Below are 25,884 nucleotides of genomic sequence, written 5' to 3' on the forward strand. Positions count from 1 at the left end.
CCGCTCCGGGGCGGTCTCACAGGGGGTACCACGGCTGGTCCTGGCCTGGCGGACGTGGTTCGGCAGCACGGTTGGGGCGGGCCGCGGCACCCCCCCCCCGGTTTTCCGGTGGAGGGGTGCCGCGTCAGCTCACGAGGTGGACGGCCAGTCCGGCGATGAGCGCGCTCGACACCAGCGCCGTCGCGAGGCGCCCCCGGGGGCCGGTGAGCCCCCGTCCGAGCAGCGCGCCGCCCGTGGCCAGGAAGAGCTGCCAGCTGGCGGAGGCGACCAGGGCGGCCAGCACGAAGACCGTACGGTCGAGGGGTGTGGCCGGACCCGAGGGGCCCGTCGCCAGGATCAGGGCCACGAAGTAGATCACGGTCATGGGGTTCAGGATCGTGATGCCCAGGAACGTGACGAAGGCGCGCAGCGGTGTGAGGGGGCTGCCCCGGTCGTCGCGCGTCGCGAGGTTCCGCGCGCGGTAGGCCCGTACCGCGGTCCATGCCGAGCGGGCCGCGAGGCCCACCAGGACCACCGCCGAGACCCAGCGCAGCGGGGCCATGACCGGGGTGAGGAACGGCACGAGCGCCGAGCCGCCGAGGACGGCGATCACGGCGTAGAGGCCGTCCGCCGCGGCGACACCGAGGGCCGCGCCCGCGCCCGTACGCCAGCCCGTGCGCGCCGTGACCGCCACGAGGTAGGCGCCGACCGCGCCGACCGGGATCGCGATTCCGTAGCCGGCCAGCAGGCCGGCCACCACCGCGGCGGTCACGCGACGGAGAGCGTCGCGCCTCCGGGGGAGCCGGGCTGCTGCTGTCGGTGGTAGGACGCGCCGTCGGTCGTACGGGCCAGATGGCCGCCGACGACGAGGTAGCGACGCAGGGCCGGGAAGTCCTCGTGGACGGTGAGGAGCGCGTCGTTGACCTCGCGCTCGGTGTACGAGCGGGCGGGCTCGAAGAGCGACCCGGCAAGATGCGCGAGGAGCGCCTCCCGGCGGGCGGGCCGGCGCGGGATCGCCTTCAGGCGACCTTCGGTGGAAAACAGGTCCGCCACGGGATGGGAAGTCATGCGCCGAAGCGTGCCGGGCGGCTCCCGCCCAGGCAACGCAATTTCACGACCCGGCCCCACAGGAACCGCCCGCCGCGTCCGCGGTGCTTCCCGGCACCGACCGGGCCGCGCGTACAACCAATCGAAGCGATCAAGAGTCTGAGCTCCGCAACGCATGTTGCTCATGGTCTTCTTGAGGAGAACTCACCTTGTCCTACGCCCGTCCGCAGCTGGCCGCAGCCGTCCTCACCGTGCTCGCCGTCACCGCGTGCCCGACGGTACTGACCGCCCCGGCGTACGCCGTCCAGGCGACCGAGAGCACCACGCAGGCGACCACGACGAGCGTGGCCCCCTTCCCGAAGAACAGCACCATCCTCGGCGCCACTGCCTCGGGCTACCTCACGAAGACCACCCCGAACGGCGAGGATCCCTCCTCCGGGTCGCTGCAGTGGGTCCCCGCGGACGGTTCCCCCGCGACGGTGATCGACTGGGCCGCCGAGGCCGAAAGCACCGGCTCGGGCGACGTCGTGGCATTCCACTCGGCCACAGAAGCCGACCTCACCGACATGGGTACCGGACAGAAGCTGCTCTCGGTGCCCGTCGACGAGGACAACGTGTACGTGGGGGCCGCCGGCAAGGCACTGTTCACTCACGCCCCCAACCAGTTCGGTGACCGCCCCCTCCACATGCACACCGCGACCGGTGGTGCGGGCGGGATGACGGCCGGTCTTCCCGGAGACGCCTGGAACGTCAAGGTCACGGCCGGAACGGCCCGACACGCCCTGGTGACCTACAGCAGCGGGGCGACGGACACCTCCGAGGGCAAGAAGTACGCGGCCGCGCTCGACCTCGCCACGAACACGGTGACCGAGACGTACGAACTCCCCAGGACCCACGGTGACCTCGCCATCTCGGCCACGCACCTCGCCTGGATCGACTACGACTGGTCGAACGACATCACGGTGGTCGACCGCGTCACCAAGGAATCCCAGAAGTTCGAGCACGTCGGCGACGCTCCGAGGCGCGACGTCGAGGTCGGCCTCGTCGGCGGCTGGGTCACGTACGGCACGCGCAGCGGCCTCAGCGACTGGACCCCGGACCCGCTGAGCGCCCTGACCGCACGCAGCCTCAAGGACGGGACCACCCGCAAGCTCCTCGACCACACCCTCGCCGCAGCCGTGGCACCGGACGGCGCCCTGACCGTGCGTGGTGGCACGGCCGAGCAGGGAGAGGGCCTCTACCGGATCGCCCCCGGCACCGACGAGACCCCGACCGCGGCGCTCGTCGCGGCCAGTGGCGAGCCCACCAAGGTCACCCTGTTGAGCGCCCAGGTCCCCGCTGTGATGGACCTCGACGAGGAACACGACAAGGGCCACGTCCTCGTGCCGCTCGAATGGAAGCTGTCCCGGCCCAACGTACGGGCCACGGTGACGCTGCGCCACGTGCGGACCGGCAAGGTCTTCACCACGTCCCTGGACGGGCCGAGGGACGGCGTCGTGTCGCTGAACTGGGGCGCCACACTCGACAACGGCTCCGGTACGAGGGAAAGCGCGTACAACGGCGACTACACGTGGGAGATCGGCGCCGAGCCCCGTAACGGCATCGGCCCGACCTTGAACGCGTCCGGCACATTCACGATCATCCGCAAGCCGGCCCCGCACGACTTCAACGACAACGGCTCACCGGACGTCCTCCTGCGTGACGGATCGGGCCGGCTGTGGCGCGCCGATTCCCGCTACGACGACTTCAACCAGGTGGTCGTGTCCGGGGAGCAGAAGGTGATCGGCACGGGGTGGAGCGGCTACAACCAGATCGAGGCCGCCGGCGACGTCGCCGGAGCCCCGCATGCGGACATCGTCGCCCGCGACACCGCCGGCGTCCTGTGGCTCTACCTCGGCAACGGCGACGGCACCTTCGCCACCCGGTACAAGATCAGCTCGGACTGGGGCGGCTACACCAAGATCGCCGCCGGGAGCGACCTCGACGACGACGGCGAGCCCGACCTCGTCGCCACCGACGCCGCGGGGGCCATGTGGCTCTACAAGGGCACCGGCAGCTGGCGGACCCCGTACACGTCCCGTGTGAAGATCGGCACCGGCTGGCATGGCTACAACCAGATCACCGCGACCGGCAACATCGCGGGAGCGCCGGCGGGTGACCTCGTCGCCCGCGACCCGTCCGGCGTCCTGTGGCTCTACCTCGGCAAGGGCGACGGCACCTTCGCCTCCCGAGTCATGATCGGCAGCGGCTGGGGCGGGTACAGCCACATCATCGGGATCGGCGACGCCAACACGGACGGCCGTCCCGACCTACTGGTGACCAACGCCGGTGACACCGCGACCTACCTGTACAAGGGCACGGGAAGCTGGAGCAAGCCCTTCGGCGACCGGAAGTCCACCGGCCTGCCCAACAACTGGCCCACATCCGTGGCCTGATCCGACGACACGGAATCCCCGGGCGGCGTGGCGACCGTGTCCCACCCGGGGATACCGGTCTCCGGACGAGGGCGGCGCGGTTCAGGCCGTGTGGGCGCGCGCGAACGCGGTGAAGGCGTCCCAGGCGGCGGGGGTGGCGGTCACCTCGCCCTTGGTGCGGTCCTTGGTGTCACGGACCCGGACGACGCCGGGTGCGTTGTCGGCGACTTCGACGCAGGCGTCGTTGTCGGCGCCGCTGTAGGTGCTGGTGTGCCAGTTCGGCGAGGTCTCAGTCATCGTGTTCCTTCGCGATAGCACGCATCAGTTCGAGGGACGCCCGGACGCCCAACGCACCCTGTTGCAGCAGATCATAGACGCGCTGAAAGCGCATCACCTCGACTGGTTCCTCGGTGTAGTTGCCGGTGCTGAAGCCCTCTGTGTACGCCCCCCGCTCCCCCTTGGGAAGCGTGAGGAGAGCGACGGATCCGGGCACGGGCGTCCCCCTCAGGGGGAGAACCTGAATGTTCACGTTGGGGCGCTCGCACAGGGCGAGCAGATGCTCGGTCTGCTCCCGCATGACCTGGCTGCCACCGATGTCCCGACGCAGGGCGGCCTCGTCGAGCACGATCATCATCCAGGGCGGGGCGGGCCGGTCGAGCACGGCCTGGCGTTCCAGCCGCATCCGTACGTAGTCGCCGATCTGCGCCGAGTCGCCCGCGAGACCGGCTTCCATGACCGCGCGGGCGTAGCCGGCGGTCTGGAGCAGGCCGGGCACGACGAGGGAGAACTCGTGGATGGCAGTGGCTTCGAGCTGCCGCCGCATGTACGTCTTGGCGTAGTCGCGCACGCTCTGCTCGGTCAGGATCTTCACGAGGTTCACCAGGGAGCCCGGCGGGAGCCGCAGGACGAACTCCAGCTTCTTCGCGAGGTCGCGGTCCGGCGGGTCCTCGCCCCGCTCGATACCGGAGATCCGGCTCCCACTGCTGAACGCCTGAGCCGCCACGTGCGCCTGCGTCCACTCTCGCCCCAGCGCCAGACGCGCCTCGCGCACCATGTTGCCGAGGTACTGCTCGATGCCGTCCCCTGGGTCCAGTTCCTTCGCTCCTGGCATATGCCCCGTTCCTCACCTGCGCCTGGGAACCCAACTCCTGGTGAGCGTAGGGGTATCCGCGTCATCGTTGAGGTGTCCCGGAGGAGATCCATCAGAAAGAGAGCCCCTCCATGCACAGCCCCACGAACCCTCCCCCCGTCCGCCCGGTCTCCGAGCCCGAGGCCGCCCGGGTGTTCCGCGACCTGAAGGCGGCGATGGAGGGTGCCGGCCTCTCCACCTCCGGCCTGTACCGCGACGTCAGGCGAGCGACGAGCGGAGCCGATCTCCACCTCTACGGGCTCGGCACCGTCACTCTGAGCGACGCGAAGCGGCTCACCGCCGCCCTTCGGGCGGCCCGGCGGGAAGCGTGAGGTACCGGACGGGCGACATCGTGACGGACGCGACCCGGGCGCTCACGGGCCAGGTCCGCGAGGTCGACGGAGACGTGCTGACCCTGGTCCGCCCCAGCGGATACGTGTGGGAAGCCGCCGTCGACCAGTGCTGGACCGCGAGTCCGGAGGAGCGCGCGGCCCTGACCCCGCGCGGGGCCCTACGGATCATCAGCACGTCGCCCGTGCACCCCACATGAGGGCGTGTCACTCGAACGGGCGGTTCTTCACTCTGCGTGTCGGTGTTGGCATATTCCGTCCGGTACGTTCACGCAAAACGGCCCCCGCGATGGTTCGCACCCATCAGCGAGGGCCTCGACCACCAGGAGCGAAACCCTCCCGTGATCTACCGGCACCTTAGCGCGCCCGCGCGCTCCTTCACCCAGTTCTCCCACGAGCTGATCCGGCATCCGCGCCTCAGCTCCGACGCCGTTCGCCTCCTGACCTGGCAACTCTCCCTCCCCCAGGGCGCGAGGGAGTGTCTGTCACGGACCGCCGAACGCGCCCGGATCGGGTCAACCGCGTTCACCCGTGCCAAGCGGCAACTCAAGGACGAGGGCTTCGTCCACGAGCGCCGGGTACAGGCACCCGGCGGCCTCTGGGTCACCCAACAGGTCGTCTCCAGCGTGCCGTTGAGCGCCGGGGAGGCCGCCAAGATCCTCGCGGGGATGCCCGTACGGACCAGTACAGAACGGGTGACACCGCAGGTGGCACCGAGTCCCCGGATTCCGGCCGTCGGTGAACCGACCGCCCCGTCGACCGACGGTCATCCAAAGAAACATCCGGAGGAAGACACCTCCAACCCTCCGCCCGAGCCGGTCGCACCCGTGGTGCCCGAGGAGACCGTCGAGGGGCCCCCCGACGGACATCGGGAAGAGGCGCGCGCCCTCGTCGGCGCGCTGCCGCTCCTCTCGCCCGCGTTGCGGCACATCCCGCCCGGCATACGGGGCGAGTTGGCGGACCTCACCGCCCGTTGGCTCGTCGCCGGGCACACCTCCGCCGACGTGCACGAGCACATCCTGCGCGGACTGCCCGGCGCCGGTACGCCTGTCCACCGGCCCGGCGGGCTCGTCCGCTTCCTGCTCCGCGAGGTCGCGCCCCGGCCGCCCGTGGCCGGGCCGACAGGGCCCGGACCACAGCTGTCGGCGCGGCTGGCGGGGACACGGGAGTGCGCGGGCCCGCACGACCAGGCGACCCTCTTCCGCCCGGCAGGGGATGAGTCCCGGTGCCCCGTCTGCGAACCCGTCGCGGTCAACGGTGGATGAGGAGTTCCTGTTCCGTCGCGCCCGGCCGGGGGGGACGCGGGCAGCGCTCAGGGGGGCGCGGGACCGAGGGGAAGCGGCATTCGGAACGCGAGCCTCCAGCACGGAGGGGCGGCAGAATGCAGCCATGACCGAAGCCTCGGACCCCGCCCTGCTCCAGCGCTGGAACGCCACCCTGCGCGCCGCCCGCACCGGCCACGAGGGCCCGGACCCCGCCCCGTACGGCCGGAATCTGCTGGCCCGTTGGGCCGAGCCGCAGCGCAGGTACCACACCGTGGACCACCTGCGGGCGGTCCTCGACCGCATCGACGAACTCGCCGATCAGGGCGGCGAGGGCGGGGAGTTGGAGCTGGTCAGGCTGGCCGCCTGGTTCCACGACGCGGTCTACCGGCCGGAGCGCTCGGAGAACGAGGAGCGCTCGGCGGTGCTGGCCGAAAAGGCCCTCACGGAAGCGGGCCTCACACCCCACGAGGTGGCGGAGGTGGCCCGCCTGGTCCGCCTGACGATCACTCACGACCCGGCGGACGGGGACATCAACGGCGAGATCCTCTGCGACGCGGACCTGGCGATCCTGGCGACGGACGAGGATACGTACGGGGGGTATGCGCGAGCGGTCCGCGAGGAGTACGACTTCGTCCCGGAGGACGCGTTCCGCCAGGGCCGCGCGGCGGTCCTGCGCCAACTCCTCGCCCTGCCACGCCTGTTCCGCACCCCCTACGGCGCGGCGGCCTGGGAGTCGCGAGCCCGCCGGAACCTGGAACGGGAGCTGGCGGACCTGGAGCCCTGACGAAAACCCGCCCGATCTTCGTACAACCTTCCGTCGTTTCGTGAGTCTCCTCGGGTGGTGCCTGGTGCGCCCGCATACTTCTGTTTCATCTGAGGGGGAACCTCACGTGCCTCACGCACGCTCGACCCGGCGTCGGCTCCTGGCCGCCGTCACCACCGTCCTGGCCGTCACGCTCGGGGCGGGCACACTGACCACCCTCCCCGCGAGCGCCGCCGACTCGGCGAACAGCGGAGCGGCTTCGAGGACGGACGCTTCGGCGACGCCGATTCCCTTCCCCAAGGACACCAAGCTGATGGACGCCGGACTGACCGGCGTCCTCGGGCGCACGGGCACGACCTGGGAGAAGCGCTGGACGCGCTACACAGGTGGCCCCTCACAGGTCTACGACTGGAGCACGCTCCTGCGCTCCTCACGAACCACGGACTACCTGGTCTTCCCCGGGGGGATCTACAAAGTCACGCTCCGAAACCTGAGCACGATGTCCGTGCTCGAGATCCCCGTCGGGTCGTCGGCCGGCGGAGCGAGGTACATCGGCTCGGCCGCCAACGCGGTGTTCACCAAGTCCGGGGACGGCGCGACCGTACGCATGCACCGGCACGACACGGAAGGCGGCACGGTGACCGTGACGGGCCTCCCGGCCGGTGCGACCGAGATCGCCGTCGCCCCGGGCACACCCGAGGACGCGCTCGTCACCTTCACCGACGGCACGGCGAAGAAGTGGGGCCTGCTCGACCTCGCCACCGGCGCCCTCGACGAGATCCACGACCGGACCGCGGGCTCGGCGGGTGGCGACATCGCCGTCTCCGAGAAGCACGTCGCCTGGACCGAGGGCGATGAAACCGGACTCCCGATGGTGTTCCTCCTGGACCGCGCCACGGACAAGGTCCAGGTGATCCCGATCGACACGGCCTGGACGAGTGACCTCCAGATCGGCCTGGTCGGCGGCTGGGTCGTCTACGGCGAAGCGGGCGGAATCTCCAACGGCGACGTCAACCCGCTGTACGCCCTCACCGCGTACGACCCGGCGACCGGCGCGAAGGTCAAGCTCCTCGACCACCTGACCTCGTCCGCGGCCGCCCCCGACGGCCTGTACGTGCGCGGCGGTACCCTCGCCCAGGGCGAGGGTCTCTACAAGATCACGACCGGTGCGGACGGGGCTCCGGCCGTCAGCCTGGTGGCGACCACGGGCGAGCCCACCCACGTCGTGATCGGCGCCAACGACATCCCCGCCACCGTCGACCTCGACAAGAACGGCGGAAAGGCGAACTTCACGTGGGCGGTCTCCCGGACCAGCGTCGAGGTGAGCATCACCCTGCGCCACGTCCGGACCGGACAGACCCGCGAGTTCACCCGGAGCCACCCGTACACCCCGAGCGTGACGGTCGACTGGAACGGCCAGATCGGGCCCGACTTCACCAGCGCCTACAACGGCGACTACACCTGGCAGATGACCGCGCGGCCGCTCAACGGCATCGGCCCGGCCACGAGCGCCTCCGGCACGTTCAAGGTCGTCCGCAAGGCCGCGCCGCACGACTACGACGACAACGGCTCCCCGGACCTGCTCTCCCGTGACACCTCCGGCCGGCTGTGGCGGAGCGACACCTTCTTCCACGACGACATCGGCCAGCTGGACGCCCGGTCGCGCACGCTGGTCGGCACCGGCTGGAACGGCTACAACCAGATCGAGGCCGCGGGGAACATCGGCGGAGCCGCCCACGCGGACCTCGTCGCCCGCGACACGGCCGGTGCCCTCTGGCACTACCTCGGCAACGGCGACGGCACCTTCGCCACCCGGTACAAGATCGCCACCGGCTTCGGCGGCTACAACAAGATCGCCGCAGGCAGCGACCTCGACGGCGACGGCAAGGCCGACCTCGTGGCCACCGACACCGCCGGCGCCATGTGGTTCTACAAGGGCACCGGCAACTGGCGCAGCCCCTACACGACCCGCGTCAAGATCAGCACGGGCTGGAACGGCTACAACCAGATCACCGCCACCGGCGACATCGCGGGTGGCGCCGCCGGTGACCTCGTCGCCCGCGACAGCGCCGGCGTCCTCTGGCTCTACCTCGGCAACGGCGACGGCACCTTCGCACCCCGAGTGAAGATCGGCTCCGGCTGGGGCGGGTACACGCACCTCGTCGGCGTCGGCGACGCCGACCGGGACGGCCGCGCCGACCTCGTCGCCATCAGCCCGAACAGCCAGTACTTCTACCAGGGCACCGGCAACTGGCGCGCTCCCCTGGGCGGCCGGCAGCCGGCTTCCCTGCCGTACGTCGGCGACACGGGCCACCACGTCGTCTGACGGCACCCGACACCGGTCCCGCCCCACTGCGGGGCGGGACCGGTGTCCGTATCGCGAGACACCTCGCCCCGGGGGAATGTCAGGCACAAACCGCAGGTTGACGCATGTCATGCCGTCAACCTCTGCCGAGCGCACCGCAGCCCCGACCGCCCCCGCCGCCACCCGTATGCCCCTGGCCGTCTACATCCTCGGCCTCTCCGTCTTCGCGCTCGGCACGAGCGAATTCATGCTGTCCGGCCTTCTCCCACCCATCGCCGACGACATGAACGTCTCCATCCCCCGCGCCGGTCTCCTCATCTCCGCCTTCGCCATCGGCATGGTCGTCGGCGCCCCGCTGCTCGCCGTCGCGACCCTCCGGCTCCCCCGCAAGACGACCCTGGTCACCCTGATCACCGTCTTCGGCCTCGGCCAGGTCGCCGGCGCCCTCGCACCCAACTACGCGGTCCTCTTCGCCTCCCGGATCGTCAGCGCGCTCGCCTGCGCCGGCTTCTGGGCGGTCGGCGCCGCCGTCGCCATCGCGATGGTCCCCGTCGGCTCGCGCGCCCGCGCCCTGGCGGTCATGATCGGCGGCCTGTCGATAGCCAACGTCCTCGGCGTCCCCGCCGGCGCCTTCCTCGGCGAGCACCTCGGCTGGCGCTCCGCGTTCTGGGCCGTCGGAGTGGCCTCCGCCATCGCGCTCGTCGGCGTGGCGACCCGGATCCCGCACATCCCGCTCCCGGAGACCAAGCCCCGCCTCAAGCGCGAGCTGGTGATCTACCGCGACCGCCAGGTGCTGCTCTCGATCGTGATCACGGCGCTCGCCGCGGGCGGCGTCTTCTGCGCGTTCTCGTACCTCGCCCCGGTCATCACCGACGTCGCCGGCATCGACGACCGCTGGGTCTCCGCGATCCTCGGCCTCTTCGGCATCGGCGCGCTGATCGGTACGACGATCGGCGGCCGGGTCGCCGACGCCCACCTCTTCGGGGTCCTGCTCACCGGCATCACCGCCTCGACGGTCTTCCTGGCCGCCCTGGCCCTCTTCGCCTCCAGCCAGGTCGCCGTGATCGCCCTGTCCTTCCTCCTCGGCGTGTCGGCCTTCTACACCGCGCCCGCGCTCAACGCCCGCATGTTCAACGTGGCCGGCGCCGCGCCGACCCTCGCGGGCGCCACGACCACCGCCGCCTTCAACCTCGGCAACACCGCGGGGCCCTGGTTCGGCGGCACGGTCATCGACGCGGACTTCGGCTTCGCGGCGACCGCGTGGGCCGGAGCGGCCATGACGGTGGTGGCGCTGGCGACGGTCGCGCTCTCCCTGCGGCTGCACAAGTCCCGCTCGCGCGTGGTGGCCTCCTCCACGCCGCAGCGGGAGAAGGCCGTATCGACCGGCTGAACCCATCGGGACCACCGGGGTGAGCCCACCAGGGCCCGCCGGCTACAGCGGGTCGGACTCCGTCTCCCGCCGCGGGAACTTCGGCCGCCGCAGCCCCGCTTCCGTGATCCGCCGTACGAGTTCCTTCGAGCCGACCTCGACCGCGCCGGCCGCCACCGCGTCCGCGTAGCGGTCCGACGGGATGTCGTAGTGGTCGCGCTCGAAGGCGCGCGGCGGGGCGCCGATCCTCGCGGCGAAGGCGTGGAGCTCCTCGTGCGAGACGTCGCTGACGAGGTGCGACCACATACGGCCGTGGCCCGGCCAGGTCGGCGGGTCGATGAAGAGGGTCATCTGAGGGCCGCCGTCACGTCAGACCGCCGACCGGGGCGACGACCACGCCCGCCTTGCCGCAGACCCAGTGCGGGTCCGGGCCGAGCTCGGGCTCGACGTCCAGGGCATGGGGGTCGCCGGAGGAGCAGACCGGGCAGATGGGCCAGCGGCCGTAGTGCTCCAGGAGCGCGTCCTGCACGTCCTGGGCGACGAGGCCTGCGACGTACGTGATGCCCTCGGGCCACTGCTCCACCCACCACCGGCGGTGGGTGACGGCGTCCTCGACCATCGACACGACCTCGGCCGCGGCCACGTCGCGCGCCGCCAGATCGGCGAGGACCAGGGCGCGGGCGGCATGCAGCGCCTGCTCCAGAGGGTCGATGTCGTCCATGCACACATTGTCACCCGACAAGCCTCCGGGACGAAGGTCCCGTCCGCATCCGGGACCATCCGGGACCGAAGGGGTCTTGACGCTCCCAGCTGCCGAAAATATCTTTCAGGTGTGACCAATGACGTGAAGGAAAGTTTCAGCGGCCGGCTGGTCGGCCAGCCCGGCGGGCCCACCCCCGGACCCGCCCAGGACGCCCCACCCGCGCCCGCCGCCCTCGCGGCCAAGGTACGCACCCTCGCACCCTCCATGACCCGCTCCATGCAGCGGGTCGCCGAAGCCGTCGCCGGGGACCCGGCCGGCTGCGCCGCCCTCACCGTCACCGGCCTCGCCGAGCTCACCGGCACCAGCGAGGCGACCGTCGTCCGCACCGCCCGCCTCCTCGGCTACCCCGGCTACCGCGACCTCCGTCTCGCCCTCGCCGGCCTCGCCGCCCAGCAGCAGTCCGGCCGCGCACCCTCCGTCACCGCCGACATCGCCGTCGACGATCCGATCGCCGACGTGGTCGCCAAGCTCGCCTACGACGAGCAGCAGACCCTCGCCGACACCGCCGCCGGACTCGACACCGTCCAGCTCGGCGCCGCCGTCGCCGCCCTCGCCGGAGCCCGCCGCATCGACATCTACGGCGTCGGCGCCTCCGGCCTCGTCGCCCAGGACCTCGGCCAGAAGCTGCTCCGCATCGGCCTCCTCGCCCATGCGCACAGCGACCCGCACCTCGCCGTCACCAACGCCGTGCAGCTCCGCTCCGGCGACGTCGCCATCGCCATCACCCACTCCGGCTCGACCGGCGACGTCATAGAACCCCTCCGCGTCGCCTTCGACCACGGCGCCACCACCGTCGCGATCACCGGCCGCCCGGACGGGCCGGTGACGCAGTACGCCGACCACATCCTCACCACCTCCACCGCCCGCGAGAGCGAACTGCGCCCCGCGGCCATGTCGTCCCGCACCAGCCAACTCCTGGTCGTGGACTGCCTGTTCACCTGCGTCACCCAACGTACGTACGAGACGGCGGCCCCTGCCCTCGCGGCCTCGTACGAAGCCCTCGCCCACCGCCACTCCCCCCGCACCCGCTGAACGTCAACGACGACGTCGCACCGAAAGAGCCGCACGTGTCCTCTACGTACTCCGAGCTTCAGGCGCAACTGGCCACACTCACCACCGAGGCGTTCCGGCCCGAGCTCGCGGAGATCGACCAGCTCCCGACCCTCGACATCGCCCGCACCATGAACACCGAGGACCAGACCGTCCCGGCCGCCGTCGCCGAGCGGCTGCCGGCGATCGCCGCCGCCATCGACGCCACCGCCGCCCGCATGGCACGCGGCGGCCGGCTGATCTACGCCGGCGCCGGCACGGCAGGCCGGCTCGGCGTCCTCGACGCCAGCGAGTGCCCGCCCACCTTCAACACCGACCCCAGCGAGGTCGTCGGCCTCATCGCGGGCGGCCCGTCGGCCATGGTGAAGGCCGTGGAGGGCGCAGAGGACTCCAAGGCGCTGGCGGCGGCCGACCTCGACGCGCTTAACCTCACCGCGAACGACACGGTGGTCGGCATCTCCGCCTCCGGCCGCACCCCGTACGCCATCGGCGCCGTCGAACACGCCCGCGCGGCGGGCGCGTTGACGATCGGCCTGTCCTGCAACGCGGACAGCGAGCTGGCCGCCGCCGCCGAACACGGCATCGAGGTCGTCACCGGCCCCGAACTCCTCACCGGATCCACCCGGCTGAAGGCGGGCACGGCCCAGAAGCTCGTCCTCAACATGATCTCGACCATCACGATGATCCGGCTCGGCAAGACGTACGGGAACCTGATGGTCGACGTCCGCGCCTCCAACGAGAAGCTCCAGGCCAGGTCGCGGCGGATCGTCGCACTCGCCACCGGCGCACCGGACGAGCAGATCGAGACCTCCCTCGCCGCCGCCGACGGCGAAGTGAAGACCGCGATCCTGATGATCCTCGCCGACATCGACGCCAAGAGCGCCGACCAGCGCCTCACCGACTCACAGGGCCATCTGCGCGCCGCCCTGCACGCGCAGCCCTGAACCCTCCCCACCCCCGCACAGCAAGGCACCACCGCACCATGAGCACAGACGACAAGAACCGCGCCATCGCCGCCGCGATCCTCCCGCTCGTCGGCGGCGCAGAGAACATCAGCTCCGTGGCCCACTGCATGACCCGGCTCCGGCTGGGTCTGCGGGACCGCTCGCTCGTCCAGGACGAGGCCCTCAAGGCCCTGCCGTCCGTGATGGGCGTGGTGGAGGACGACACGTACCAGATCGTGCTCGGCCCGGGCACGGTCGCCCGCGTGACGCCGGAGTTCGAGGCGCTCGTCGCCGCGGCGCCGAAGCCCTCGGCGGACGACCTCGCGGCGCAGGGCGCGGCGATCAAGGCGGCGCAGAAGGCGAAGAACCAGACCCCGTTCAAGCTGTTCCTCCGCCGGATCGCGAACATCTTCGTCCCGCTGATCCCCGCCCTCATCGGCTGCGGCATCATCGCCGGCCTCAACGGCCTGCTCGTCAACCTCGGCTGGCTGCCGTCCGTCACACCCGCCCTGGCGGCGATGGCGAGCGGCTTCATGGCGCTGATCGCGGTCTTCGTCGGCTTCAACACCGCGAAGGAGTTCGGCGGTACGCCGATCCTGGGCGGCGCGGTCGCGGCGATCATCGTCTTCCCCGGCGTCGCGAAGATCGACGCCTTCGGCCAGACCCTGTCGCCCGGACAGGGCGGTGTCCTCGGCGCGCTGGGCGCGGCCGTACTCGCGGTGTACGTCGAGAAGTGGTGCCGCCGCTGGGTGCCGGAGGCGCTCGACGTCCTGGTCACCCCGACCCTCACGGTCCTGGTCTCCGGCCTGGTCACGATCTTCGGCCTGATGTTCGTGGCCGGTGAGATCTCGACCGCGATCGGCGACTTCGCCAACTGGCTCCTCGCGAACGCCGGCGCCGGCGCGGGCTTCGTCCTGGGCGGCCTGTTCCTCCCGCTGGTGATGCTGGGCCTGCACCAGGCCCTGATCCCGATCCACACCACCCTGATCGAGCAGCAGGGCTTCACCGTCCTGCTCCCGATCCTGGCGATGGCGGGCGCGGGCCAGGTCGGCGCAGCGGTCGCCGTCTACCTCAAGCTCCCCCGCAACGGCTCGATCCGCCGCACCATCAAGTCCGCGCTCCCGGCCGGCTTCCTGGGCGTGGGCGAGCCCCTGATCTACGGCGTCTCGCTCCCGCTGGGCCGCCCGTTCATCACGGCCTGCGTCGGCGGCGCCTTCGGCGGCGGCTTCATCGGCCTCTTCAACATGCTCGGCGACAAGGTCGGCTCGACGGCCATCGGCCCCTCGGGCTGGGCCCTCTTCCCCCTCCTCGACGGCAACAAGGGCCTCGGCGAGACCATCGCGATCTACGCGGCCGGCCTGCTGGTCGGCTACGCGGTGGGCTTCGTGGCGACGTACGTCTGGGGCTTCAGCCGCGAGCTCCTGGAGGAGTTCAACGTGGACACGGAGCCGGTGACGGTCCCGGTGGCCTCGGGCGCGCCGGTGACTTCGGGCGGCCCGACGACTCCACAGGAGCCGGAGCCGGTGAAGGTCTGACGCCGGCCGACGTGCCATGACGACGAGGGCGGCTCCCCATGCCGGGGGCCGCCCTCGTCATGACGTCGTCCGTGCCGTCCGCGTAGGTCATGGCGTCCGCGTCGGCTGTCAGCCGTCGGGCGTCCGCGTCGGCCGTCGGCCGTCAGGGGACGTTCGTCGTCGTCTCACAGGACGGCGTCGCGACGTCCGTGCCCGCCTCGCCGTCGCAGGTGTCGGGAGTTCCGGCGCCCCCGTCCAGGACATCGCGGCTCGGACCCGCGAGGAGCCGATCCGCGCCGGCGCCGCCCCTGAGCACGTCGCGCCCTCCCACCGTGCCGACCGTGAACTCGATGAAGAAGTCGGCGTTGTCGCCGAGGATGCGGTCGTCGCCGCCCCTGCCCTCCAGGATGTCGTTGCCGGCACTGGCGGGCGGAGTCGTGTCGACGGAGCTGTCCCCCAGGAGGATCTCGTTCGCGCTGCCGCCGACGATCCGGTCGTTCCCGGAGCCGGTGGACGTTCCCGACGCCGCGTTGTGGTCGCCGATGGCGAAGAACCCGCCGTCGGCACCCAGGTCCAGGACGTCGTCGCCGCCGTTGCCGGAGGTGCTGCCCTGCGCGTTGCTGTCGCCGATGAGGATGTCGACGCCGGGTCCGCCCCGCAGCACGTCGTCCCCCGCTCCGACAGCGTCGGTGACGGTGGCGGCGGAGTCCCCGTTCATGTCGTCGTCGCCCTCCCCACCGTCGATCAGGTCGGCGCCCCCGCCGGAGGCGCCGGCACCACGGCTGTCACCGGACACGACGTCGTTCCCGGGACCACCGAAGATCTGGTCGTTCCCGCCACCGATGGCCTCACCGGCGGGGGCGAGGCTGTCCCCGCCGAGCCGGTCGTCGCCCGGGCCGCCGAAGACCCGGTCGTTGCCGCCGCCTTCGGCGGGGCCGGTCAGGGCGATCACATCGCCACGTACGGTGTCGCTGCCCGCCCCGCCGTCGACCTGATCGTCGCCCTTCCCTCCGGCGACCGTGTCGTTCCCGCCCAGAGCGCAGATCAGGTCGTTGCCGCCCAGGCCGTCGATGACGTCGGCGTCCTCGGAGCCGACGATCACATCGCTTCCGGCCGTGCCCAGGATCGTGCCCGAGCCGGTGATGTTCGCCGGGACTCCGAAGCAGGTCGGCGGGGCCGCGGACGCGGCGCCCGCCGGAAGACCGAGCGCGAGGAGCGCGGCCACGGCCAGTACGGCCGGGCCCGGGCGGCGGGGTGGGCGGAGCGGGGACATACGAACCTCCAGTGCGGGGGCGCTCCACCTGCAGCCACATGCAGTGATCACAAACGGGGCGATATGTCACGGAACGTATGACACCGCGTGTCGCCCTGCGACCGGGCTGATCGCATTCGGGTGAGCGACCGCCGCGCGAGGCCGCCCGTCAGTTCGCGCAGTACGTGTCGGAGGCCGGACGCTCGCCGGTCCGCAGGAACGTGGTGACGGCCCGGTCCCCGCACGCGTTGCCGTTCCCCAGGTACATCCCGTGCCCGCCGTGGTCGACGGTCACCAGCCGGGCCCGGTCGCCGAGGGCCCGGCGCATCTTCAGACCGGCGGCATACGGCGTGGACGGGTCACGCAGGCTCTGGATCATCAGCATGTTGGACGGCCCCCGGTCGGTGATCCGGGTCGGCTTCTCGGCCGGAGCCTTCCAGAAGGAGCAAGGCGTGATGTTCGCCGGAAGGCCGGCCGTGAGGGGGTACCGGGCCCGGTCGGCCGTGACGGCCCGCTGGTACGCCGGGACGGAACGCGGCCACTTCACGTCGTTGCAGATGACGCCGACCGTGATCGCCGCGTCCTCGTCGGACAGCGCCTCGGAAAGCTGCGGCGGAAGCGTGGGCTCACGGCCCGGGACCTGGGCGTCCACCACCAGACGGGCGAAGCCCGCGAAGGCCCCGTCGCTGTAGAGCGCGTTCTGAAGGGCCTGCCGCAGCACGTTCCCCGTCAGCGGTACGCCCGCCTTCGCCGACTCCTTCGGCTCACGGTCCAGCCGCTCCGCCAGCGCGATCACCAACGGACGTACGTCCTCCGGCCGCTCCGCCAGTCGCAGCCCCTCCTTCGCCCGGTCCGGATGCGCCGCCCAGGCCGCGAAGTCGGGGAACCGGTCCTCCGCGCCCTCGCCCATGTACGCGAGCCAGCCCCGCGCCACCCGGTTCGGATCCGGGTCGTTGCTGCTGTCGAGCACCCAACGATCAGTCCGGTGCGGGAACTTCTGCGCGTACACGGCGCCGACATACGTACCGTACGAGACACCCCACGCCGACAGCTTCTCCTCCCCGAGCGCCTGCCGGAACCGGTCCAGGTCCCGTGCCTGGTTCGCCGTCGTCATGCTCCACAACACGTCACCCCCGTTGCGCGCGCACGCCTCGGCGGTACGCCGGGACCGCTCGACGTTCTCGTCGATCGAGCCGTCCGCCGCAGGCCAGGACCGCAGCGTCACCATCCTCCGGTCGTCCTCGTCCAGCCCACAACTCGCCTTCGCGCTCCCGCCCACCCCACGTGGATCGAGCGCCACCAGGTCGTACGTCCCGCCCAGCTCTCTGCGCAGCGCGTCCCCCTTCACCGTCAGCCGCTGCACACCCGAACCACCCGGCCCACCCGGAATCACGGCCAGCGTCCCGCGCCGCTCCTCGGGCCGCTCGCTACGGATCCGCGACACGGCGAGGGCGAGCTGGGGTCCCCGGGGGTCGCTGTAGTCCACGGGCACGGTGAGGGTGGCGCACTCCTGGGTGGCGGGCCCGCCCTTCTGGGCACAGTTCGTCCACGTGAGGCCGGGGGTCGTGGCGGCCGCGGCGCGGGCGGTGGTGAGGGGGGTCGCGGAGAGGGTGACGGCGACCGCGGCGGCGGAGAGAGCGAGCGCGGCGATCTTGTAAGTGGTCATGTACCAAGCTTTGTTGACGGCCCTTCATGATCACATCCGGCAGCCAGGACGGTACGGAGTGGGGCTAGCCCCCAACCCTCACGGGGGAGTTCACATGCCCCGCAGGCCACAGCGGTGACCCGTGGACGCCACCCATACGACATACTCCGGCCGGAATATCCCCGGGAGCGACACATCGCCCCACACACACGCCCCCGAGGCAGGAGAACGATGGAAGCGACCGTCCGAAACCCCCTGAGACGACTCACCCGAAGACAACGCGCGCTCGGACTCGTGCTGGCATCCGCACTCCTGATCCTGGCCGGGGCAGCCGGCCGGCACGCCGACCGGGACGGCGGACTGCTCGTGGTGGCGAAGGTCTTCCACCACCCGCTGCTCTTCGGCCTGTTGGTCTGGGCGGCGCTGACGACGGCCGTGTTCATGGCCTTTCGCAACCTGATCGTCCGCATCCTCGCCGGGACGATATCCGCCCTCCTGGCCCTCGCGGCCCTGCCCTTCGTCCTCTTCGCCTCCTTCGGGGCCGCCGAGGAGACGAAGGACACGGCAGCGCCCGGCCGTACAGACCGCCACCTCGTGATCGAGGAGGGCTCGGCGATGATCGACCCACTGTGGTGGGTGTACGTCGACGAGGGCAGCGGCCTGACCAAGCGCCGCTGGCACGTGGGCTACTTCAACGGCGACGACCCTGCCAACGGCCTCGCCGAGGCGTCCTGGGCGGGCCCCGACCGCATCCGCCTCGTCACCGGCGACCCCGAATCCGAGCCCGAGAGCGAAGACGGGACCCAGACCCACTTCATCGACCTCGACCCCGAGACGGGCCGGCCGCTGCGCACGGTCGAGAGGGGCTGAGCGCACCGCGACACCCTGGACCCGGCGAGCGTCGAACCCCGCCATCGTCCCCGTGCGCGACTCCAAGAACCCCGACGGACGGAAACGTGCCTTGGGCACCGCCTCCTGGCCCACCTTCGCGGACGGCCTCAAGTAGGCACCGCAGGGCCGCCACCTGGTTGTGGGCAGGCGTTCCGCAGGGCTGGGGGTCCCCCCGGAGTCTGGGGGAGGGTGGGCACAACCCCACGACGGCGCCGCACCCCGTGGGCACCGTACGGACCGGGAGCCTGGGCCCGACAAGGGCGCCGTCCCGCTCCAGCGGGACGATGGCCCACACGGGGGGGCGGGGACGGCGTCGGTCCAACGGCCGGTGTCCCTAACTCTCCACTACTCGCGGTAACTTCCCCGGAATCGGCCCCTCAGGACCCCCCGAAGGCGAGTTGCGGAACTTAGCGACACCCACCCCGATCAACTCACCCCACCACCCACCGGCAGTGACCAGCGGGGCATGAGTCCCAGCAAACCGACGGCCGTCACACGCCAAGCGCCGCCGGGCCGCCCCATTCGTGGACCGCGCACCACCACCCCCACACCCGACAGACGCCCACGGCGCTTCGCGCCACAGGGTTGCCGCGTGGCCACGCCCCCCGGCCGCCCTCCGAGTGTGAGAAGGCGACCGGAGGCGGTGGGTCAAGGGTGAAGCGCAGCGCAATCGGCGAAGCCGACGCGACGCAGGAGCGCCCTTGACGCACCGCCTCCGGTCGCCACACTCGGAACGAGGGCGGCCCACCCAGAAGCTCGCAAGGGCCCTCACACCAAGGCCCCCAGAACCCCGAAACCCACAGGGCCGCCCACCTCAGGCCCCAGCGACCCAAAGCCCACGGCGCGCACACCCCAGCCCACCAGCGCCCCCCCAGCTCACCCAGAACCGGCCCCTCAGAAACCCCAACTAAGTTCACACACCTGAACAGTAATCACATACACAACCCTTGACGCCCTCGCAGCCGCGCCCCTAGCTTCCGGGGAAAGCGCTTTCTCGTCCAGTCCCGGAGACCCCCATGCATCTGCGACGACTCACCACGGCCACCGGCGCAACCACCGCCACGACCGCAACCACCGCCACCACCGCCCTGTTAACCGCCACTCTCACCGCCCTCACCCTCACCGCCCTCGCCCTCGCCCTCGCCCTCGCCCTCACCGACACCACCACCGCCGAAGCCGCATCGTCCCTCTACGAGGCCGAGGCCTTCCCCGCCACCTGCTCCGGCACCGTCGACTCCGACTGGGGCGGCTTCACCGGCAGCGGCTTCTGCAACGGGACCAACGCCGTCGGCGCCTCCTCCCAGTTCACGGTGAACGCCCCCGCCGCCGGAACCGCCACCCTGGCCGTCCGGTTCGCCAACGGCACGACCACCGCCCGCCCCGCCGGTCTCGTCGTCAACGGATCCACCGTCCAGACGCCCTCGTTCGAGGCCACCGGCGCCTGGTCCACCTGGTCGACCAAGACCCTGACCGTGACCCTGAACGCCGGCAGCAACACCATCCGGCTCTCCCCCACCACCGCCGCCGGCCTCCCCAACGTCGACTCCCTGAACGTCACGACGGCCGACGGCCCGCCGCCCACGGCCGGCGCGCTGTACGTCACCCCGAACGGCACGGACGGCGCGTCCGGCACGCAGTCCGACCCGACCACGCTCACCTCTGCGATCAGCCGCGTCGGCGCCGGCGGGACGATCTACCTCCGCGGCGGCACGTACCGTCACTCCACGACGATCACCGTTCCGCCGACCAACAACGGCACCGCCACCGCCCGCAAGACGATCTCCGCCTACCCGGGCGAGACCCCGGTGCTGAACTTCTCCGCCATGGCCGAGGACCCGGCCAACCGCGGCCTCGCTCTGAACGGCTCGTACTGGCACGTCAACGGCATCGTCGTCGAACGTGCCGGCGACAACGGGATCCTCGTCGGCGGCAGCAACAACGTCATCGAGCGCACCGTCACACGCTTCAACCGCGACACCGGCTTGCAGCTCTCGCGGATCGCCTCCTCCACTCCCCGCGAGCAGTGGCCGTCCCACAACCTGATCCTCAGCGCCGAGTCACACGACAACGCCGACTCCGACGGCGAGGACGCCGACGGCTTCGCCGCGAAGCTCACGGTCGGCTCGGGGAACGTCTTCCGCTACGCCGTGTCCCACCACAACATCGACGACGGCTGGGACCTCTACACGAAGACGGACACCGGCCCCATCGGCCCGGTGACCATCGAGGACTCCCTCGCGTACGACAACGGCACCCTCAGCGACGGCTCCCAGGCCGGCAACGGCGACCGCAACGGCTACAAGCTCGGCGGCGAGGACATCGAGGTCGACCACGTCGTCCGGCGCAGCATCGCCTTCCACAACGGCAAGCACGGGTTCACGTACAACAGCAACCCGGGCACGATCACGATGTCGAACAACATCAGCGTCGACAACGCCCAGCGCAATTACACCTTCGACGCCGGTACTTCGGTGTTCCGGAGCAACACCTCCTGCCGCTCCGCCACCGGGACGAACGACCGGACGATCGGTGACGTCGACGGCTCGAACCAGTTCTGGTCCGGCGCGAACGGCTCCCGCTGCCCCTCGTACGCAGGCGCCCTGAGCTGGTCCTACGCCTCCGACGGCCGCCTCGCCGTCGCCTTCGGCGGCCGACCGGTCACCTGGTAGCCACCGCAACCACCCTGCCCACCGCAACCCCCCTGCCCACCGAGACCACCCCCGGCGGCCGACCTCCGCACCTCGGAAGCCTCAGAAGCCGCCGACGCAGCTGAACCCACCGCTGAAACCACCGGTTCCGCCGGTGGCCGTACCCCCGGAAGGGTTGCCCGGACGCGTGGCACCCGGGCCGGGCCGAGGCGGGGGCGGGGGCTTGGTGAACGTGCGGTAGTCCTCGTAGAAGAGGTCCCGCCACCAGCGATCGAAGCCGACGTCCACCAGCTCCCGCTCCGTCTCGGCGAGCGCGGCCGCGTCCCACACCACGTCGGGCAGGTCCAGCTCCTTGAGCGCCTGGCGCAGGCCCGACAGATCGACACGGGGACCATCACCCCGCACATCACCACCCCGCACATCACCACCCGGCACGTCATGCCGGAAGACATACGCGCTCTGCCGCCCGCCGCCCTCCACCGGCGCCGACTCCTCCGACGCCACCATCTCCCAGCCCCAGACCTCCCGCTCGGCTAGCCTCCGCCTCCGCCGCCAGGCCTCCGCCTCCTGCCGCTCCCGTTCACGCGCCCGCGCGACGGCCTTCTCCTTCTCGCCCCGGACCGCCTCCCGGATCTCCCGACGGACGGGCTCGTACGCCTCGCTCGCCTCCCGCATCACCCGCTCGTACCGCTGCCGCGTCTCCTCGAAGGCGCTCATGGCGCGCCGCGCGGCGAAGTGCCGCCACCACGGGACGGCCGCGGCGCGACGGTGGGCGGCCTGCAGTTCGACGCTGATGTCGTCCATGGCGGCGGCGTACGCAAGGCCGGCCTCCACCCAGCGGCGGCAGGTCTGCGGGGTGCACGGGACGAGTTCCCCCGCGCCGTCGAACGGCCCCGGGGTCCAGACGAAGAAGAGGGAAGGCGCGCGCTCGCCGTCGAGGAGACGTGAGGGCGATTCCTCGAAGACCCGGACCTTGCCGTCACTGGGACCGACGGGCCCGCGATCCTTCTGTCTGCGCGAGATCGTCAAGTAGTAGGTGAGGTAAGGCAGTCCCGCACGACGCATCGTCTCCACCCCTTGCGCTCCCACGTAGCCCTATACCCCGTACCCCTGGGCTACCCCCGCCCCCCTCAGGGTCCCCACACGCTCGGGCCGGGAACAGCCGTCACCCGGGGGGCCGCCGCACCTGTCCGTACATCACCATGTCCCGTCGCTCCCCGCCCACTTCCTGCCAGGAGCGCAGCACCCCCTCCCGTACGTACCCCGCCCGTTCCGCCGTCCGGATCGAGGCCTCGTTCCAGGGCTCCGCGAGCAACTGGAGGCGTGGGATGCCCAGTTCGTCGAATGCCCACGCGGTCACCGCCGTCAGCGCCGCCGCGGCCGCGCCCTCGCCGCGGCAGGACGGGGCGATCCAGTAGCCGAGGGTCGCGCGGCCCTCGGGGAGTTCACGGAGCCAGAGGCCGATCATGCCCACGGCCCGCGCGTCTCGGCGGCGGACGATGACGAAGGGGTATCCGGTCGCGTTCTCCGCGCGGGCCCATTGGCGGCGGACGAACGCCTCGCCCTCCGTCTCCGAGTACACCGGCGGGACGGTGGTGACCAGGGGGATGTACGCGTCCGTCGACGCCTCCTCCAGGAGGGGCAGGTCGGCCCGCTCCCAGCGGCGCAGTTCGAAGGCCCCGGCCGCCAGCCGGGGAACGATGAGGCTCACATCGTCCGAAGGTACGCGGCCAGGCGGTCGTACTCCTCTTTCACCCCGTCCTCCATGCCGGTGGCCAGCGCCTGGTCCCGGATCTCCGTGGAGGGCCAGAGCGACGTGCTGGTGAGGGCCGTGCCGCCGTCCGGGGTGTCGTCGAAGGTGAGGGTCACGTGCACGGGCGGGCCGGGCATCAGCTCGAAGTTCTCGGTGTAGACGAGGCGCTCGTTCGGGACGATCTCCTCGTACGTCCCCGAGAAGACGATCTCCTGTCCGTCCGGCGCCTGCTGGCCCCAGCGCCAGGCTCCGCCGACCTCGAGGTCGATGTCGGCGACCGTCGTGGTCAGCGCGGCGATCCCGTACCACTGGCGGACGTGCTCGGGCTTCGTCCACGCCTCCCAGACGCGGGCGGGCGGGACGTCGAAGGTTCGGGTGATGACCAGCTCGCGGTCGGTGGGTGTCGTCAGCAGCGTGATCATGGAACGCTCCCGCCGTGGGGGATCCGGCCGTGGGGACCGTCAGGGGTCCTCCCACCAGCATCACCCCGAACGCCCGAGGGCGGCACCCGCAGACCGCCCGGGGCCTGCACCCCAGACAGCCCGGGGCCGGCACCCTCACTCAGCCCGGGCCCGCACCCCCAGACAGCCCCGGGCCGGCACCCCCACTCAGCCCGGCCGGCACCCTCACTCAGCCCGGGCCCGCACCCTCGGACAGCCCGGGCCCGCACCCCCAGACAGCCCCGGGCCTGCACCCCCAGACAGCCCGGCCGGCACCCCCGGACCGCCCGGGCCCGCACCCCCGGACAGCCCGAGGGCGGCACCCCCAGTAGGGAGTACCGCCCTCGGTCGCGTACAGCGAGGAACTGCCGATCCGGATGGATCAGAAGTCCATGTCACCGCCCGGCATACCGCCCGGAGCGGCCGCGCCGGCCTTCTCCGGCTTGTCGGCGATGACAGCCTCGGTGGTGAGGAAGAGCGCGGCGATGGAGGCCGCGTTCTGCAGCGCGGAGCGCGTCACCTTCGCCGGGTCGATGATGCCCTCGGCGATGAGGTCCACGTACTCGTTGGTCGCGGCGTTCAGGCCGTGGCCGACGGGCAGGTTGCGGACCTTCTCCGCCACGACGCCACCCTCGAGGCCGGCGTTGACGGCGATCTGCTTCAGCGGGGCCTCGAGGGCCAGCTTCACGATCGCGGCACCGGTGGCCTCGTCGCCCGAGAGGTCGGCCTCGAGCTTCTCGAAGACGTTGGAGGCCTGGAGCAGGGCCACGCCACCACCGGCGACGATGCCCTCCTCGACGGCCGCCTTCGCGTTGCGAACGGCGTCCTCGATGCGGTGCTTGCGCTCCTTGAGCTCGACCTCGGTCGCGGCACCGGCCTTGATGACCGCAACACCGCCGGCGAGCTTCGCCAGGCGCTCCTGCAGCTTCTCGCGGTCGTAGTCGCTGTCCGAGTTCTCGATCTCGGCACGGATCTGGTTGACGCGACCGGCAACCTGGTCGCTCTCGCCGGAGCCGTCGACGATCGTGGTCTCGTCCTTGGTGATGACGACCTTGCGGGCGCGGCCCAGCAGGTCCAGGCCGGCGTTCTCGAGCTTGAGACCGACCTCCTCGGAGATGACCGTGCCGCCCGTGAGGATGGCGATGTCGTTCAGCATGGCCTTGCGGCGGTCGCCGAAGCCCGGGGCCTTGACCGCGACGGACTTGAAGGTGCCGCGGATCTTGTTGACGACCAGGGTCGACAGGGCCTCGCCCTCGACGTCCTCGGCGATGATCAGCAGGGGCTTGCCCGACTGCATGACCTTCTCCAGGAGCGGGAGCAGGTCCTTCACGGAGGAGATCTTGGAGTTGACGATCAGGATGTACGGGTCGTCCAGGGACGCCTCCATACGCTCCATGTCGGTGGCGAAGTACGCCGAGATGTAGCCCTTGTCGAAGCGCATACCCTCGGTGAGCTCCAGCTCCAGACCGAAGGTCTGGGACTCCTCGACGGTGATGACGCCTTCCTTGCCGACCTTGTCCATCGCCTCGGCGATGAGCTCGCCGATCTGGGTGTCGGCGGCGGAGATGGAGGCCGTGGAAGCGATCTGCTCCTTGGTCTCGACATCCTTCGCCTGCTCGAGCAGAGCGCCGGAGACGGCCTCGACGGCCTTCTCGATGCCGCGCTTGAGGGCCATCGGGTTGGCGCCGGCCGCCACGTTGCGCAGGCCCTCGCGGACGAGCGCCTGGGCGAGGACGGTCGCGGTGGTCGTACCGTCACCGGCGACGTCGTCCGTCTTCTTGGCGACTTCCTTGACCAGCTCGGCGCCGATCTTCTCGTACGGGTCCTCGAGCTCGATCTCCTTGGCGATGGACACACCATCGTTGGTGATCGTGGGGGCGCCCCACTTCTTCTCGAGGACGACGTTCCGGCCCTTGGGGCCAAGGGTGACCTTGACGGCGTCGGCGAGCTGGTTCATCCCGCGCTCGAGACCGCGCCGTGCCTCCTCGTCGAACGCGATGATCTTGGCCATGTGAAGTGGTCCTCCCGGACATGGGGTGGATAACGCTCCAGGACCGCGCCGACGCCCGCGACGGACGGCCTGCGAGCCCGGCGGTTCCTTGCCCCACCTGGCCGCGGACCTCGTCTGCCCGATCCTCGTAAGCACTCTCACCTTCAGAGTGCTAACGCCAATGATTAGCACTCGACCCATGCGAGTGCAAGCGACTCCCACAGATCGAGAGATGGCTCCGGCGCGCCCGTGGACGCGCCCGCACACGCGCGAGGGGTGGGGGGGGGCGGGGGGGGGTGGGGGGCGGCAGCGTGGGTAAGGCACGCTGGAGAGTCGGGGGTGGGGGGGGTGAGCGGGGTGGGGGCTGTCTGGT

At 71.3% G+C, this 25,884-nt stretch carries 24 protein-coding genes and 1 pseudogene; 13 read left to right on the forward strand and 12 right to left on the reverse strand.

Features of this window, described 5'->3' with window-relative positions; translation table 11 throughout:
• Positions 1-124 precede the first annotated feature (124 nt).
• The gene (locus ACFVZW_RS04085; protein WP_384516421.1) at positions 125-751 is read right to left on the reverse strand and encodes a LysE/ArgO family amino acid transporter; all 627 of its coding nucleotides are present in this window, start codon (positions 749-751) and stop codon (positions 125-127) included.
• Positions 748-1,047 (reverse strand): DUF2087 domain-containing protein, encoded by a 300-nt coding sequence (locus tag ACFVZW_RS04090; RefSeq protein WP_384516424.1) that lies wholly within the window; start codon positions 1,045-1,047, stop codon positions 748-750. The genes ACFVZW_RS04085 and ACFVZW_RS04090 overlap by 4 nt, the downstream gene beginning before the upstream one ends.
• A 188-nt stretch (positions 1,048-1,235) precedes the next feature.
• Between ACFVZW_RS04090 and ACFVZW_RS04095 the strand changes: the two genes are divergently transcribed.
• Positions 1,236-3,461: an FG-GAP repeat domain-containing protein gene (locus ACFVZW_RS04095; RefSeq protein WP_384516426.1), complete on the forward strand. Its 2,226-nt coding sequence runs from the start codon at positions 1,236-1,238 to the stop codon at positions 3,459-3,461.
• A gap of 81 nt (positions 3,462-3,542) precedes the next feature.
• Here the strand turns inward: ACFVZW_RS04095 and ACFVZW_RS04100 are convergent, their stop codons facing one another.
• Positions 3,543-3,737 (reverse strand): DUF397 domain-containing protein, encoded by a 195-nt coding sequence (locus ACFVZW_RS04100; protein WP_384516428.1) that lies wholly within the window; start codon positions 3,735-3,737, stop codon positions 3,543-3,545.
• A complete protein-coding gene (locus ACFVZW_RS04105) occupies positions 3,730-4,551 on the reverse strand; it encodes a Scr1 family TA system antitoxin-like transcriptional regulator (protein ID WP_384516431.1) in 822 nt (273 codons plus the stop codon). Before ACFVZW_RS04105 ends, ACFVZW_RS04100 begins: the two co-directional genes overlap by 8 nt.
• Before the next feature lie 110 nt (positions 4,552-4,661).
• On the opposite strand from ACFVZW_RS04105, the gene ACFVZW_RS04110 reads away from it, so the two are divergent.
• From ACFVZW_RS04110 to ACFVZW_RS04135, 6 genes are all read left to right on the forward strand, one after another.
• Positions 4,662-4,901, forward strand: a complete 240-nt coding sequence (locus ACFVZW_RS04110) for a hypothetical protein (protein ID WP_384516434.1) — start codon at positions 4,662-4,664, stop codon at positions 4,899-4,901.
• Complete coding sequence (locus tag ACFVZW_RS04115) at positions 4,898-5,119, forward strand: hypothetical protein (RefSeq protein ID WP_384516437.1); 222 nt, start codon at positions 4,898-4,900, stop codon at positions 5,117-5,119. The genes ACFVZW_RS04110 and ACFVZW_RS04115 overlap by 4 nt, the downstream gene beginning before the upstream one ends.
• Before the next feature lie 141 nt (positions 5,120-5,260).
• Positions 5,261-6,184: a hypothetical protein gene (locus ACFVZW_RS04120; RefSeq protein ID WP_384516440.1), complete on the forward strand. Its 924-nt coding sequence runs from the start codon at positions 5,261-5,263 to the stop codon at positions 6,182-6,184.
• A 124-nt stretch (positions 6,185-6,308) separates the two neighbouring features.
• A complete protein-coding gene (locus tag ACFVZW_RS04125) occupies positions 6,309-6,968 on the forward strand; it encodes a hypothetical protein (protein WP_384516442.1) in 660 nt (219 codons plus the stop codon).
• Positions 6,969-7,074: 106 nt separating this feature from the next.
• Entirely contained in the window at positions 7,075-9,273 is a 2,199-nt protein-coding gene (locus ACFVZW_RS04130) for an FG-GAP repeat domain-containing protein (protein WP_384516444.1), read from the forward strand.
• A 166-nt stretch (positions 9,274-9,439) separates the two neighbouring features.
• Positions 9,440-10,642, forward strand: a complete 1,203-nt coding sequence (locus ACFVZW_RS04135; protein WP_384516787.1) for a Cmx/CmrA family chloramphenicol efflux MFS transporter — start codon at positions 9,440-9,442, stop codon at positions 10,640-10,642.
• A gap of 42 nt (positions 10,643-10,684) precedes the next feature.
• On the opposite strand, the gene ACFVZW_RS04140 is transcribed toward ACFVZW_RS04135, so the two are convergent.
• Positions 10,685-10,972, reverse strand: coding sequence for a DUF4031 domain-containing protein (locus ACFVZW_RS04140; RefSeq protein WP_384516447.1), 288 nt, complete (start codon positions 10,970-10,972; stop codon positions 10,685-10,687).
• Positions 10,973-10,985: 13 nt separating this feature from the next.
• Positions 10,986-11,342 carry a hypothetical protein gene (locus ACFVZW_RS04145; RefSeq protein ID WP_384516450.1) on the reverse strand — a complete coding sequence of 119 codons (357 nt, stop codon included), beginning with the start codon at positions 11,340-11,342 and terminating at the stop codon, positions 10,986-10,988.
• A gap of 111 nt (positions 11,343-11,453) precedes the next feature.
• Here ACFVZW_RS04145 and ACFVZW_RS04150 point away from each other — a divergent pair, with 111 nt between their 5' ends.
• The 3 genes from ACFVZW_RS04150 to ACFVZW_RS04160 are packed head-to-tail and all read left to right on the forward strand — an operon-like array spanning position 11,454 to position 14,913.
• Positions 11,454-12,416 carry a MurR/RpiR family transcriptional regulator gene (locus ACFVZW_RS04150; protein WP_384516452.1) on the forward strand — a complete coding sequence of 321 codons (963 nt, stop codon included), beginning with the start codon at positions 11,454-11,456 and terminating at the stop codon, positions 12,414-12,416.
• Positions 12,417-12,451: 35 nt separating this feature from the next.
• Positions 12,452-13,378 (forward strand): N-acetylmuramic acid 6-phosphate etherase, encoded by a 927-nt coding sequence (gene murQ, locus ACFVZW_RS04155; RefSeq protein WP_384516454.1) that lies wholly within the window; start codon positions 12,452-12,454, stop codon positions 13,376-13,378.
• 38 nt (positions 13,379-13,416) lie between these two features.
• Positions 13,417-14,913, forward strand: a complete 1,497-nt coding sequence (locus ACFVZW_RS04160) for a PTS transporter subunit EIIC (RefSeq protein ID WP_384516457.1) — start codon at positions 13,417-13,419, stop codon at positions 14,911-14,913.
• 142 nt (positions 14,914-15,055) lie between these two features.
• Here ACFVZW_RS04160 and ACFVZW_RS04165 read toward each other — a convergent pair whose 3' ends face one another.
• Together ACFVZW_RS04165 and ACFVZW_RS04170 are read right to left on the reverse strand one after the other, a co-directional pair.
• Complete coding sequence (locus ACFVZW_RS04165) at positions 15,056-16,165, reverse strand: calcium-binding protein (protein WP_384516460.1); 1,110 nt, start codon at positions 16,163-16,165, stop codon at positions 15,056-15,058.
• 148 nt (positions 16,166-16,313) lie between these two features.
• Positions 16,314-17,810, reverse strand: coding sequence for an alpha/beta hydrolase (locus ACFVZW_RS04170; RefSeq protein WP_384516462.1), 1,497 nt, complete (start codon positions 17,808-17,810; stop codon positions 16,314-16,316).
• A gap of 273 nt (positions 17,811-18,083) precedes the next feature.
• Between ACFVZW_RS04170 and ACFVZW_RS04175 the strand changes: the two genes are divergently transcribed.
• From ACFVZW_RS04175 to ACFVZW_RS04185, 3 genes and pseudogenes are all read left to right on the forward strand, one after another.
• The gene (locus ACFVZW_RS04175; protein WP_384516465.1) at positions 18,084-18,659 is read left to right on the forward strand and encodes a hypothetical protein; all 576 of its coding nucleotides are present in this window, start codon (positions 18,084-18,086) and stop codon (positions 18,657-18,659) included.
• Between the two features lie 4 nt (positions 18,660-18,663).
• Positions 18,664-18,795 (forward strand): annotated as a pseudogene (locus tag ACFVZW_RS04180) (DUF397 domain-containing protein); the annotation flags it as partial.
• A 901-nt stretch (positions 18,796-19,696) separates the two neighbouring features.
• Positions 19,697-21,349 (forward strand): carbohydrate-binding protein, encoded by a 1,653-nt coding sequence (locus ACFVZW_RS04185; protein WP_384516467.1) that lies wholly within the window; start codon positions 19,697-19,699, stop codon positions 21,347-21,349.
• Positions 21,350-21,430: 81 nt separating this feature from the next.
• On the opposite strand, the gene ACFVZW_RS04190 is transcribed toward ACFVZW_RS04185, so the two are convergent.
• The 4 genes from ACFVZW_RS04190 to groL all read right to left on the reverse strand — a co-directional run bounded on the left by ACFVZW_RS04190 (position 21,431) and on the right by groL (position 25,532).
• On the reverse strand, positions 21,431-22,393 hold the full coding sequence (locus ACFVZW_RS04190; protein WP_384516470.1) for a hypothetical protein: 963 nt from the start codon (positions 22,391-22,393) through the stop codon (positions 21,431-21,433).
• Between the two features lie 100 nt (positions 22,394-22,493).
• Positions 22,494-23,039 (reverse strand): GNAT family N-acetyltransferase, encoded by a 546-nt coding sequence (locus ACFVZW_RS04195; protein WP_384516472.1) that lies wholly within the window; start codon positions 23,037-23,039, stop codon positions 22,494-22,496.
• Positions 23,036-23,503, reverse strand: a complete 468-nt coding sequence (locus tag ACFVZW_RS04200; RefSeq protein ID WP_384516475.1) for an SRPBCC family protein — start codon at positions 23,501-23,503, stop codon at positions 23,036-23,038. The genes ACFVZW_RS04195 and ACFVZW_RS04200 overlap by 4 nt, the downstream gene beginning before the upstream one ends.
• Before the next feature lie 400 nt (positions 23,504-23,903).
• A complete protein-coding gene (gene groL / locus ACFVZW_RS04205) occupies positions 23,904-25,532 on the reverse strand; it encodes a chaperonin GroEL (RefSeq protein ID WP_383549929.1) in 1,629 nt (542 codons plus the stop codon).
• Positions 25,533-25,884: the final 352 nt, after the last annotated feature.

Source organism: Streptomyces sp. NPDC059567, from assembly GCF_042735655.1.
In the GTDB taxonomy this organism is placed as follows: domain Bacteria; phylum Actinomycetota; class Actinomycetes; order Streptomycetales; family Streptomycetaceae; genus Streptomyces.